We start from the raw sequence: 13,542 nt of genomic DNA on the forward strand, positions 1-13,542 counted from the left end.
GTGTCATGTCCATGGAGCGGCCGGGGAGATGTGTGAGGGGGAAGAATCGGTTCTGTGAGACTGCCGTTCTTCGTCTACGGGACGCTTCGCCCGGGGGAGCACAACCACGCCCTCTTCCTGCGCGGCCGCACCGGCTTCGAGGAGCCGGGCCGGCTGCGTGGCGCGGTGCTGTACGAAGGGCCCGGCTACCCCTACGCGGTGGCGGACGAGGAAGGCGGCACGGTCACGGGCGAGATCGTCACCGCGCGGCCCGAGGCGTACGACGGTCTGCTCGTCCTGCTGGACCGCCTCGAGGAGTACGTGCCGGGTGATCCGCGCAGCCTGTACGAGCGGGTGCAGCGGGAGGTGACCGCCGCGGACGGCAGGACCGTACGGGCCTGGGTGTACCTGGCCGCACCCGCCGTCGCGGCCCGGCTGCGGCGGCGGGGCAAGCTGATCGGGAGCGGGGACTGGCTGAGCCGGCGGACTGTCGGAAACGGGGTGAGCCCCGGCACGGGGTGCCGGGGCTCACGCGAGGGAACGGAATCGACCGTCAGCCGAAGGCCTTGATCGTGTTCCAGTTCACCGACAGGACGACCTTCACCGCAGCGTTGGTGTTCGTCCGCGACGGGTTGTAGATCCGCGTGTACCCGTCGGAGGCGAAGCGGGCCCAGATGTCGGGGATGCCGTCCGCGTTGATGTCCGGGATGCCGATGGCCGTCGGCACGGCGACATCCGTCCAGCCGGTGCCGTAGGACTCGTCCTTCCCGGTCAGCGAGTTGGCGGCCAGCTTCAGCGACTCCAGGTCGACGCTGCCGGTGACGGCGCCGGGCTTGCCCTGGCGGTCGTACATGTTGCCGTTGTCCAGGTTGCGCCACAGCAGGTCGGGAGTGCCGTCGCCGCTGATGTCGGTCACGTTGACGATCTCCCGGCGGGCCCAGGCGCTGCCCTCCATCAGGGTCGCGGTCTGGAAGGTGGCGCCGGTGTAGCCGGACAGGGTCCAGAACGCGGTGCCGGCCCGCAGCACCAGGTCGGGCAGCTTGTCGCCGGTGATGTCGCCGACGGCCCTGATCTGCGTCCACGTCGAGGGCGCGGGGGCGTTCGACGGGAGGCGGACCTCCAGGCGCTGGGAGACGTCGTAGCTGCCGTAGCCGTCGCCGGGGTACAGGTAGAAGTGCCCGTCGGGGGTGACCGCGAACAGGTCGGTGGAGCCGTCGCCGGGATAGACGTCCTGGTAGTGCGTGATCAGGGCGGCCTTGCCGGTGGCCGGGTCGAACCAGTGGCCCTGCGGGTCGGTCTGCTGGTCCTTCGGCTTGGTGCTGTCGTAGGACGCGGTCAGGCAGTTGTACAGGTCGCCGCCGTCGCCGCCGACGCAGTTGCGCAGGTTGCCGTCGGCGTTGACGATCAGCAGGTCGGGGTAGGGGTCACCGCCGGTGTCCATGGGGCCGTCGGCGGTGTCCCGCGGCGGCACGTAGAAGGTGTAGTCGGTGCGCTGGCTGGCGTTGCCGGCGGCGTCATAGGCGTACACCTGGAGGGTGTTGGGCCCGGCGTGCGCGGGGGACATCGGGTCGACGGTCGCGGTGCCGTTGGTGGCGGTCACGTAGACGGGGTTGTTGCCCTCGAAGGACCAGCGGAACTTCGTCGCGCCCTCGGAGGTGAAGGTCACCGCGCCATGGCCGCCGAACTTGACCGTGGACCAGGTCTGCCCGTCGGGCGTGGCCGCGGGGAAGTCGTCGCTGTCGACGGTGGGCTGCGGCGGGGCGCTGGCGTCGATGTTGAGCCGGCACGGGTCGGTGCCGGGAGGGAAGTACGTGGAGGTCAGGCCGCCGGAGTCCTCCGCGCGCACGTCCCACGAGTAGGTGGTCTTGTCCTCCAGCGGGAACGTGGCGGGCACGGTGTAGGTGGCGGTTCCGCTGGAGTTGGGAGTGACCAGCCAGCCGGACGGGACCGTGCCGCCGGTCTTCCAGAAGCGGAAGCGCAGCTTGCTGAGGTTGCCGTCGGCATCCTTGGCGTTGGCCGACAGCACGATGTTGGTCTTGCCGACGGTCACGCCCGAGCCGCCGACGGAGCAGGTGCCGCCCGGCGTGGTCTTGCCACCGGTGGGCTCGGAGGGCGGCCGGTTGTAGACGACCTCGAGGGTGGCGCTGGTCGCCTGGAACTTGCGCCACGTCTGCACGTCCGACTCGCTGCTCGCGCGCATGCCGAAGGTGATGTTCGACCAGCCGCCGTCGGCGGCCTTCTGCGCGCCGGCCGTGACCGGGAACGCCTCGTAGTCGTCGGGGCAGGAGCTGGAGGACCAGCCGTGCGCGAAGGAGTGGTGGTCCAGCTGCGTGGACCAGCTCGGCTGCTTGTTCCAGGTGGTGCCCGACGAGATGGCCCCGGTCAGCCAGAACTGGAAGTCACGGGTGGTGCAGGACCAGGAGTGGTTGTTGAGCACCTTGAAGGTGGCCTTGGAGACGTCCGCGCCCTCGATGCTGGTGTCGAACTTCATCCGCCAGAAGGAGCGGGCGGTGCCGCCGGTCTCGTTCTCATAGCCGACGCGGGCGTCGGAGGTGCCGGAGGAGAAGTTGGTGCCGTCCCAGAAGCTCGAGTTCGGGTACGGCTTGTAGGCGACGGTCCAGGCGAGCCAGCCGCTGTTCATGGTCGGGTCGACGAACACCGGGAACTTCACGTCGGCGTTCTTGAACAGCCCGGCCTGCGCGGCGTGCAGGTCGAGGCGGGCGGTGCCGGTGCCGTCGCCGGCGAGCTTGACCGGCATGGGGGCGCTGTGCGCGCCGGGCTCGATGCCGCTCAGGCCGGACAGCTTGAGCACGTCGGTGGGGGTGTCGACCGAGGTGTGCGGGGTGCCCTTGCCCTCGTCGAGCTCGGGGTCGCGGCCGGCGGAGTCCCAGGCGAACGGGGTGGGGATGGAGCCGATTTCCTTGCCGGAGCGGTCCTGGACCAGGATGCGGCCGCTGCCGGCGTCGTTGTGGAAGACGGCCGTCTTGGAGCGCAGGCCGTAGGCCACGGTGGCCAGCGCCGGGGACTGCGCGGCCTCCTTGGTCTTGACGATCAGCAGCTGGGCGAAGCCGCCCTCGGCGCGGGCGACGAGCAGCAGGTCGACGCCGGGCAGCACCTCGGAGTACAGGGCGCGCGGGCCGTCGAGCACCGGCTCGGGCAGGGTGCCGGGCCAGGTGTAGGCGACGGTGTGACCTTCGAAGTCGACCTCGGCCAGGACGGTGTCCTGACGGCCGGTCAAAGGCCCAGGCGCGAAGGAGCGGTCGGCGTTACTGTCCTTGCTGCCGCTGGAGAAGCGGACCGGCTGGGCGGGGTTGACCGGCTGGACGCCGAGGCCGCGCGGGGCGTTCTTCACCCGCCGCAGGTGGTTGTCGATCGGTGCCCACTGACCCGTGGCGGTCTTCGCCCGGGCCGGCGTGGCCGTGATTCGGGTGCGCAGCTGGCCGTCCGGCTGGGCCCACGTCTGGGAGGTGGCCGTGGTGGCCGTCTCGACGAGGACCGGCTTGTGGGTGCGGCGGGCCTCGGCCTGGGCGTCGGCTTCGTCGCGCGGGCCGGTGGCGGCCTGGCGGGCGCGGGTGGCCTTGTCCGCCTGCGGTGGTGAGGCGTCGTCGGGTTGCCACCAGGGCAACAGTGCGGCGGTCAGGGCGGCCAGGGCAAGGCCGAGGGTGACAGCCAGCCTGGTGCGCGTGCGCACAAAGGGGCTGAGAAAACGAGGCGGCGCGGACACGGCGGCGTTCTACTCCCGTGTGGACCAGGTGGATACGGACAGCACGAACAGCCCCGGTCGGCGGGCCGCGGGGCAGAGTTGCGCACACGATCACATGAACGTCACGTCAGGTCCACATATGAAGTGTTTATGAAGTTGTGACGAACGAATGGGGTGGCGTTGACTCGGCTTTGACCGTGCCTCAAGTGCGGCTTTTGGTCACCTGAAGTGCGGTCATAGGCATGGGTAATCACGATCTTGCCGACTTGTCCTGAAGGTGAGTGTCAGTCAGGTCTCGTCCTGTGGTGCAGATCACACAACACTCGGGAACCATCTCGGACGGATCTTGAAACCTGCGGGGGTCATGACAGAAGGTGCGGATTCCATCTGTCGTTTTTCTTTGCATGCCTTGGTGGGGTCGACGCGTATGCGCGCTCAAAGTCCACCGTCATGGCTGAGGCGGTCGCGCCCAGCGATGACGGAGTCACAACGACGGCGCCGCCGGCAAGGCCGCGCGGCGACCGTCCTTTTGTTGTCCACGGCCTTGTTGGTGAGCAGTCTCGGCACGGAGGCATGGGCGATACCCGGCCCCGGCATGGCCCGGGAGGAGGTCAAGCTCCCCGACCTGCCGAAGCCCACGGCGGTTCCGCAGGACCAGGAAGCCGAGAAGAACCTCACCACCGCGCCCGAGGTGCCCGTCGACCCGTACGCGCCGACCGCCGTCACGCCCTGGGCGGAGGATCAGGGTGTCGCCAGTCTGACGCCGGACGCTCAGCCCGGCACCACGGTCGCCGTCGGGAACCTGCCGGTCGCGATCGGTGTGCCCGCGGGCACCGATCCGACGGCGATCGACGGAGACTGGCAGGTCAAGCTGGCCGCTCCGACCGCGTCGCAGGACGCGAACGTCTCCGGCATGATCATGAAGGTCACGCCGCCGGCCGACGCCGACCCGACCGCGCAGGTCACGATCGACGTCGACACCACCGGCTTCGAGGACCTGTACGGCCCGCAGGCCGCCGACCGCTTCGGCCTGGTCCTGCTGCCCAACTGCGTCATGGACGCGCCCGACACCGGTGACTGCGCCACCGACAGCGGTGTGACCACCATGTCGGGCAAGAAGGACAAGCAGCCCGAGCGGCTGCGCAGCACCGTCAAGGTGGTCCCCGCCGACAAGGCGCCCACCCGGACCAAGTCCGCGAAGAAGGCCTCGCAGCGCAAGATCCTCACCGGTTCCGTGCCGGTGAGGAACCTGCTCGGTGGTGACGCGGGCACCGCCAAGTCCGGCGCCCGAACGGCGGCCTACCACACCGGTGAAGTCCTGCCGGCGGTGGACGCCTCCGGTCCGCAGGTCATCGGCGCGATGGACACCGGCTCCTCCCCCTCCGGCGACTTCACGGCCACCCCGCTGCTGTCGTCCGGCTCCTGGGCGGCCGGATCCTCCTCCGGTGCGTTCACGTACTCCTACGACGTGCAGGTGCCGCAGACCGCCGGCGGCCTGATGCCGAAGATCTCGCTGGGCTACTCCTCGCAGTCGGTCGACGGCCGTACCTCCGCCACCAACAACCAGGCCTCCTGGATCGGTGACGGCTGGGACTACAACCCGGGCTCGATCACCCGGACCTACGTCAACTGCCGTCAGGACTCCAAGAAGTCCGGCTCGAACAACGCCACGCACCGCACCGCGGACCTGTGCTGGGGTTCGATGAACGCGACGCTGTCGCTGGGCGGCATGACCACCGAGCTGGTCTGGGACAAGGACCAGGGCAAGTGGTTCACCGCCAACGGTGACGGCTCGAAGATCGAGCGGCTCACCGACTCCGGCAACGGCAACGGCGCCCGCAACGGCGAGTACTGGGTCGTCACCACCCGGGACGGCACCCGCTACTACTTCGGCCTGAACAAGCTGCCCGGCTGGTCCGACGGCCAGTCGACCACCGACTCGGTGCTGACCGTGCCGGTGTACGGCAACCACGAGGGCGAGGACTGCTACAAGGCCGGCGACTGGGTCCACTCCGCGTGCACCCAGGGCTGGCGGTGGAACCTCGACTATGTCGAGGACATCCACGGCAACGCCATGTCCCTGTGGTGGAAGAAGGCGCAGAACTACTACGCCCGCAACTTCGACTTCAAGGCGCCGGTCGTCTACGACCGGGACGGCTGGCTCGACCACATCGACTACGGCCAGCGCAAGGACACCCTGTTCTCCGCGACGGCCCCGGCCCGCGTGACCTTCAAGGTGGACGAGCGCTGCCTGCCCGAAGGCACGCTGACCTGCTCGGACACCAACTTCGAGGACAAGGACCCGGGCAAGTACCGCATCTGGTACGACACCCCGGCCGACCTGAACTGCAAGCAGGTCACCTCCACCTACACACGCAAGTGCTGGAACGCCGGCCCCTCCTTCTGGAGCCGCAAGCGTCTGGTGCAGATCCAGACCTCCGCACAGCGCCGTACCGACACCACCGCACGCCAGGTGGTGGACCAGTACAACCTCAAGCACAGCTTCCCCGTCCTGAAGACCGGCCCGAACACCGCGCTGTGGCTGGAGTCGATCCAGCGCACCGGCTTCGGCCGCAACGGCACCACGGACCGCAGCGTCACCATGAACGCGGTGCGCTTCGAGTCCAACGCCGAGGACATGCCCAACCGGGTGATGCGCCCCAATGACCCGCGCCCCGGCTTCTCCCGGCTGCGTGTCGCGCGCGTCATCAACGAGTACGGCGGCGAGACCGTCGTCACCTACAAGAAGCCCGAGGGTGACTGCGCGACCGGCACCAACCTGCCCGGCAAGAGCGACACCGCGGCGCTGAAGTCCAACACGCGCCTGTGCTACCCGGCGTTCTGGAACCCCGACCCCGAGGTCGAGGACATCGACTGGTTCCACAAGTACGTCGTGGACTCCATCGAGGAACTCCCCAACGTCGACGGAGCGTTCGCGACCAAGACGGCCTACCAGTACAAGAACGCGGGCTGGAAGCTCGCCGACGCCGAGTTCACCAAGAAGTCCACGCGCACGTACTCGCAGTTCGCGGGGTTCGAGCAGACCACGGTGATCACCGGTGCCGACGACGCGTCGATCGGCTCCAAGCGGTCCAAGGCCGTCACCCGTTACTTCCGCGGCATGGGCGACACCGTGTCGGTGAAGGACATCGAGGGCAACGAGATCGCCAAGGACCGCGAGCCGTTCGCGGGCCGGATCGCCGAGGAACTCGACTACGACAACGCCGACGACCCCGACACGGCGTGGGTCTCCCGCTCCGTCACCGTCCCGGAGGCCACCGAGCTGGCCCACCGCGACCGTGACGACGGCCTGGACCCGCTGCGCGCCTGGCGCGTGACCGAGCCGGACGAGATCGCGTACACCAAGTCCTCCACCACGAACACCGACGACAACCGGCCCGAGCGGATCGTCAAGACGCACACCACCTACGAGTCGACCTACGGTCTGCCCGTGCTGGTGGAGTCCCTCGGCGACACCGGCCGCAGCGGCGACGAGTCGTGCACCAAGTCGGAGTACGTCCACAACACCGCCAAGAACCTGATCGGTCTGACCCGGCAGGTCCTGGTCTCCCCGACCACCTGTGCGGCGGCGGACTTCAGCAACCTCGCCACGCTCAGCAGCGGTCTGCGCACCGCCTACGACGGCCAGGCCTACGGCGCCGCGCTCGACGACACCACCAAGGGCGAGGCGTCCGAGACCTGGTCCATCAACGGTGACGGCACCGGCTGGCAGTCCGACGGCACCACCGAGTTCGACGCCGTCGGCCGCGTCACCCGCACCACGGACCAGGACCACAAGACCTCGGGTCTGATCACCTACGAGCCGTCCACCGGCCAGGTCTTCAAGGTGACCGAGACCAACGCGGTCGGCCACTCCGAGACCCGGGAGATCGAGCCGGGCCGGGGCACCACCACGAAGACGACCGACGCCAACAACCACGTCTCCCAGGCCGAGTTCGACCCGCTGGGCCGCCTCGAGAAGGCCTGGGCCGCGGACCGCGCCCCGTCCGACACGGCCGTGCCGGACTTCCGCGCCGTCTACACGGTGCCGGAGTACAAGGAGAACGAGGACCGCAAGCCCTCCTACGTCACCACCTACACCCGCGGCTACAATGACCGCATCGAGACCTCCGTCACCCTCTACGACGGCCTCGGGCGGGAGCGGCAGCAGCAGGAGCAGGCGGACGGCGGCGGCTGGCTGATCACCGACACGCTGTACAACAGCTCCGGTGAGGTCTGGCAGACCAACAACGCCTACCTGACCTACCAGGCCACGCCGGGCGAGCTGTTCACCCCGGACGCCGACACGCAGGTCCCCAACATCACGCGTTACACCTACGACGGCTCCGGCCGCGTGCTGCAGGAGACCCCGGTCCTCAAGGTCGCGGACCCGCAGACCGGCACGGTCAGCTCGCAGGAAGTCCCGGAGCGGGCCACCAAGTACCAGTACGGCCTGGACTGGTCGAAGGTCGACAACCCGACCGGCGCCTCCGACTACCGCGTCTACACCGACGCCCTCGGCCGCACCTCCCGGGTCGACACCTTCAACCCGGACGCGCCCGGCGGCTTCACGTCGATGAAGTACGAGTACGACGCGCGCGGCATGCTCGTGAAGGCGACCAACTCGGCCGACTCCACGCACCCGTGGACATGGACGTACGACCACCGTGGCCGGACGCAGACCGCGACCGACCCGGACACGGGCACGACGCGGACCACCTACGACAACCACGACCGCGTTCTCACCACGACGAACGCACGCAACATCACCGTCTGGAACGGCTACGACCAGCTGTCGCGGCCGACCGAGCAGCGCCTGAACGACGCGAGCGGCACCCTGCTCAGCCAGTTCACCTACGACCTGGCGCCCGGCGGCAAGGGCATGCCCTACACCGCCACCCGCTACACCGACGGTGACGCCTACACCCAGCAGGTCGACGGCTACAACAAGGACTACCAGCCGACCTCGACCACGCTGACCCTGCCGGACACCCTGGCCACCGCCTGGGGCCTGGACAAGTCGTACTCGTACTCCTACAAGTACAGCGACAACGGCATGCTCGAGGAGTCGACCCTGCCGAAGATCGGCAAGCTCGCCTCCGAGAAGCTGGTCGTCCGCTACAACCAGGACGGCAAGCCGCTCTCCATCTCCGGCAAGGACTGGTACGGCTCCGAGACCGTCTACGACCCCTACGGCCAGGTGCTGCGCTCCACGCTCGGCGCCCAGCCCTACCGGGTGTGGACGCAGAACACGTATGACGAGTCCAGCGGTGAGCTGAAGGACCAGCAGGTCTACCGGGAGAAGGGCGCCACCAACGGCGGCGACACCTCCCTGCTCCCCGGCAACCTCGTCTCGAAGCGGTCGTACACCTACGACCCGGCCGGCAACGTCACCTCCATCTCGGAGTCGGCGACCGGTATCGAGGAGCGGCAGTGCTTCGCGTACAACCCGCTGGGTGAGCTGAAGACGGCGTGGACGGCGAAGGACCTCACCTCCAAGCCCGACACCGCCTGCGCGAGCACCAAGAACACCGACGGCACGCTGAACGTCGCCGCCGGCAAGGACAACTCCGGCTACTGGCAGGAGTACGAGTACGACCTGCTCGGCAACCGCACCAAGCTGACCGAGAAGGACCTCACCGGCACCACCGCCAAGGACGCCACGACCACCTACGCCTACGGCAAGGCCGACGGCACCCAGCCGCACACGCTGACCAAGGTGTCCAAGACCTACACCACGCCGGCCGGCGCGCAGGTCAAGGCCGAGGCGGAGCGTCTGTACGAGCTCACCGGCGACACCAAGACGATCACCTCGCTCCAGAACGGTGACAAGCAGTCGCTGAGCTGGACCTACGACGGCAAGATCGACCGCATCACCGGCGCGGGCAGCGGCGGCAAGACCCCGTACGTGGGCCTCGCCGACAAGTGCCTCGACCTCAAGGGCGGCCTGGCCGTGGCCGGTACGGCGATCCAGCTGTACCAGTGCAACGGCTCCATCGCCCAGAACTGGCGCTTCAGCCCCACCCCGGGCGGGACCAACCCCGACCAGGGCACGCTGAACGTCTACGACAAGTGGTGCGTCCAGCCCGCCGGCAACACCGCCGGGTCGGCCGTCCAGCTGCAGAAGTGCGACGGCTCGGCCGGCCAGGAGCTCAAGCGGAACGCGTCCGGCCAGCTGACCCACGTGGCCTCGGGTCTGTGCCTGGCGGTCCAGGGCGCCAACTCGGCGAACTCGACCCCCATCGTGCTCGCCACCTGTGACGGCACCAAGGCCGAGCAGCTGTGGGCGCCGCAGAACGACACCCGTTACATCTACGGCCCCGGCGGCGAGCAGCTGCTGACGATCAAGGGCAAGCAGGCCACGCTGTCCCTGGGCGAGGCGGAGGTCACCGTCCAGAAGGGCGGCGTCCTGGTCAACACCCAGCGCACCTACGACGCCCCCGGCGGCGCGGTGATGCGGTACGCCTACGGCACCGCCAGCGAGAAGCTGGTCGCCATCACCGGCGACCACCAGGGCAGCCCGTACGCCGAGGTCGCCCTCGACGGCGGGATGTCGGTCCGCATCCGCAAGCAGGACCCGTTCGGCAACCAGCGCGGCGCCGACACGACCGGCACCAACCGGCAGGCGCACACCGGGTTCCTCGGCGCCACCGACGACAACGCCTCGGGCTTCGTCGGGCTGGGAGCGCGGTTGTACGACCCCGTGGTGGGCCGCTTCCTGTCCGCCGACCCGCTGCTGGACCTGAACGACGTCCTGCAGTCCAACGGGTACGCCTACTCGCACAACAACCCGGTGACGTACGCGGACCCGACGGGCGAGTCCATCGCCCTGACCGCTTCCGAGCGGGCCGCGGCCCTCGCGGGCGCGGGTCTGTCGGCGGCGCAGGTCGCGCAGGCGCAGGCGATGCAGGGCAAGTCCCTCACCTCGGTGATCCTCGCCGTGGCGTGGGAGACGCTGAAGGACTTCATCGGCATCAACGACGCCATCGCCTGCTTCGGCGGTGACATGTGGTCCTGCATGGGCATCGTGATCGACGCCATCCCGTGGGGGAAGCTCGGCAAGATCCCGGCGGTGATGAAGGCCGTCAAGCGCACCATCAAGGCGGTCGAGTCCTTCCGCGTGGCCAAGAAGGCGGCGGAGCTGGTCCTGAAGGCGGCGAAGGCGGCCGAGAGGGCAGCGCTACGGGCGAAGAAGCTGGCGATCGAGCGAGCGAAGAAGCTCGCGGCGCAACGGGCGAGGAAGAAGGCGGCGGAGGAAGCAAGACGCACCGCCGACAAGGCCCTCGACCTCGCCAAGAAAACCGGCAACCCACGCCAGAAGCACGCCGCGGCCGAGGCAGCCCCGAAGGTGTCCTCGCACTCCCACGGAGGCGGCGGCGACTCCCATCCGGGAGGCAAGGCCGGCGGCTCCTCCAAGAGCAAGGGAGGAACCAGCGGCAGCGGCGGCTCCGGCAAGGCCGAGGGCGGCGGTGGCTCCTGCCCGATCAACAACAGCTTCGTGCCCGGCACCAAGGTCCTCATGGCCGACGGCACCACGAAGCCGATCGAGCAGGTCAAGGCCGGTGACAAGGTCGTCGCGACCGACCCGAAGACGGGCGAGACCCGGATCGAGACGGTCACGGCCGCGATCCTGGGCCACGGCCTGAAGCACCTCGTCAAGGTCACGATCGACGTCGACGGCAAGAAGGGCACGAAGACGGCCCAGGTCACCGCGACCGACGGCCATCCCTTCTGGGTACCGGAGCTGCACGCCTGGATCAAGGCCACGGACCTGAAGTCCGGCGAGTGGCTGCGGACCAGTGCGGGCAAGCAGGTCCAGATCACCGCGGTGGAGCGGTGGACGAGCCGTGGGGCGACCGTCCACAACCTCTCGGTCGGCGATGTCCACACGTACTACGTGCTGGCGGGTGCGTCGGCGGTCCTCGTGCACAACTGCGCTGGGGGATTCGACGCCTCCGGTGCCGCATGTTCCTGCGCGAGTCCTCGCCCGGCCGTCTGGGAGATCGACGCCATCCAGCACCCGGACAGTGCCATTCACGCTGCTGAAGAGGGCGGCGACGGCATGATGGTCACCCTGGACCGACCCGGCGCCGACGACCGGCGTGCGGACAACCTCCGGGGAATTCCCACCCGACCAGGACAGGACCGGGACGAGTTCCCGCCGGCGATGTTCAAGGAAGGCCAGGGTGCCCACGTCAAGCACATCGGCGCAGGTGACAACAGAGGCGCCGGCTCGTCAATGAAGAACCAGTTGGTTGACATTCCCGACGGCGGAAGGGTATTGATTCGCATCGTCAGTCTCGACTACATCCTGGGGAATCCGTAGTGGATCGCTTGCTGGACATCGCGAGCCCGGCCCTCTCGGGCGACGAGCCCAGAGCGGAGGACATGTCGGGCCTCGGGTCCATCGGCAGCGACCTGCTGCAGATGCTCAGTGAGCGCAACGGCTTCTACGCCTTCGAGTCCGCTCTGCATGTGTTCGCCTCGGCCGAGCGCATGCGGAGCGGGTACTCGATCGGTTCCTGGAACGACAGGAACCGGTGGCTTGATGCCTACGGGGCGCTCCAGCCGAATCTCGTCTTCTTCGCCGAGGACGTTTTCGGAGGCCAGTTCGGAACGGACGGTACGGGCATCTACTCGTTCAACCCGGAAACGGCCAAGCTCACGGAGTTGGCCTCGTCGCTGCCGGACTGGACGGAGCGCGTGCTCGACGATTACGCGTATCTGACCGGCTACCCAGTGGCTCATGAATGGCAGAGCCGGCACGGAGCAATTCCGGTCGGCCACAGGCTGATTCCGAGGATCCCCTTCGTGTTCGGCGGGAATTACGACGCCGACAACATGGTCCTCACCGAATCGGCCGCTGCCATGAGGTACTGGGGTGGTATCGCGAACGCGATCGCAAGGGTGTCGGACGGAGCGCAGTTGCGATTCGACCCCTCGGTCGTGGAGCGCATCCGCTGTGCCGCCGATGGGCCGGACGGACCACGGGTCTGCCGGTGCTACCCGTCGGCCGGTGATCCGGACGACAGCCACCCGTAGCTCCCATACGACAGCCGGAGACCTCGTCGAAGAGGCCTCCGGCTGTCTGCTGCACGGGTGCTGAACACGATCAGCATTGCCAGAGGAAGGAGCCTTCCCCACAGGGCGTGCAGGCGAAGGCGTACCCTCGGCCCCCTCCGCCGAAGTTCAGCGATGTCCGATGGTCGTGTCCTTCTTCCAGCTGAGCCACAAAACCCATCGCGCGGCCACATGAAGGACACGCGGGAGTCTCGTCGGCCTGCAGCCACGACGGAGTCCCGGCCAACTGGCCGAGGACATCCTGCTCGGGGCGTCCATGAGCCTCAGCCCAACGACGTCGCGCGGCATCATAAGAAGCCCCGTCGTCCATCGCCGTGCGGTCAATGCCACAGGTCTCGCGAGACAGAGTCTCGCCCTCCGTCGGAACCGCGGCGGCCGTGAGACCGGAGAAGGGCAAGACAAGCGCCCGGTTGCCGCCGGTGAGTGGATCCCATTCCTCACACAGCCCTGGATCGTTCTGACACATGAAGACGGACAGGAGGTACTGCGGCGTATCCGCGGCTGACGCGGAGCCTTGGGCCCCGAGGGTATCGATCGGCAGCTGCGCGATGAACATCATCGGTCCGGAACATGTGGCGCAGCGAGGCCACTCGAAGGCGTCGGGTACCAGGGGAATCCCGCCGGTGCGTGCTCCCGGGGCCCGATCGTCGACCTGGCCGGCATATGTCATCAGGGTCGGCATGGCCGAGAGCTTAGTGCCGGGTGTACTGGTACCGAACCCTGGCCAGCGCGGTATGGCCGCCGAAATCGAGCAAGTCGTCGGCGGCGCGTACTTCCCC

At 68.5% G+C, this 13,542-nt stretch carries 5 protein-coding genes; 3 read left to right on the forward strand and 2 right to left on the reverse strand.

The features are described 5' to 3' along the window. The first annotated feature begins 54 nt into the window (after nucleotides 1–54). Entirely contained in the window at nucleotides 55–549 is a 495-nt protein-coding gene (locus tag ACZ7L1_RS18005) for a gamma-glutamylcyclotransferase family protein (RefSeq protein WP_471438212.1), read from the forward strand. Here ACZ7L1_RS18005 and ACZ7L1_RS18010 read toward each other — a convergent pair. Further along, on the reverse strand, nucleotides 533–3,670 hold the full coding sequence (locus ACZ7L1_RS18010) for a DNRLRE domain-containing protein (protein WP_471438213.1): 3,138 nt from the start codon (nucleotides 3,668–3,670) through the stop codon (nucleotides 533–535). The genes ACZ7L1_RS18005 and ACZ7L1_RS18010 overlap by 17 nt on opposite strands. 607 nt (nucleotides 3,671–4,277) lie before the next feature. On the opposite strand from ACZ7L1_RS18010, the gene ACZ7L1_RS18015 reads away from it, so the two are divergent. Further along, entirely contained in the window at nucleotides 4,278–12,008 is a 7,731-nt protein-coding gene (locus tag ACZ7L1_RS18015; RefSeq protein WP_471438526.1) for a ricin-type beta-trefoil lectin domain protein, read from the forward strand. After that, nucleotides 12,008–12,724: a hypothetical protein gene (locus ACZ7L1_RS18020; protein WP_471438215.1), complete on the forward strand. Its 717-nt coding sequence runs from the start codon at nucleotides 12,008–12,010 to the stop codon at nucleotides 12,722–12,724. Before ACZ7L1_RS18015 ends, ACZ7L1_RS18020 begins: the two co-directional genes overlap by 1 nt. Nucleotides 12,725–12,794: 70 nt before the next feature. On the opposite strand, the gene ACZ7L1_RS18025 is transcribed toward ACZ7L1_RS18020, so the two are convergent. Further along, nucleotides 12,795–13,445 carry a hypothetical protein gene (locus ACZ7L1_RS18025; protein WP_471438216.1) on the reverse strand — a complete coding sequence of 217 codons (651 nt, stop codon included), beginning with the start codon at nucleotides 13,443–13,445 and terminating at the stop codon, nucleotides 12,795–12,797. Nucleotides 13,446–13,542: the final 97 nt, after the last annotated feature.

It is taken from the genome of Streptomyces sp. NPDC107546 (genome assembly GCF_055639175.1).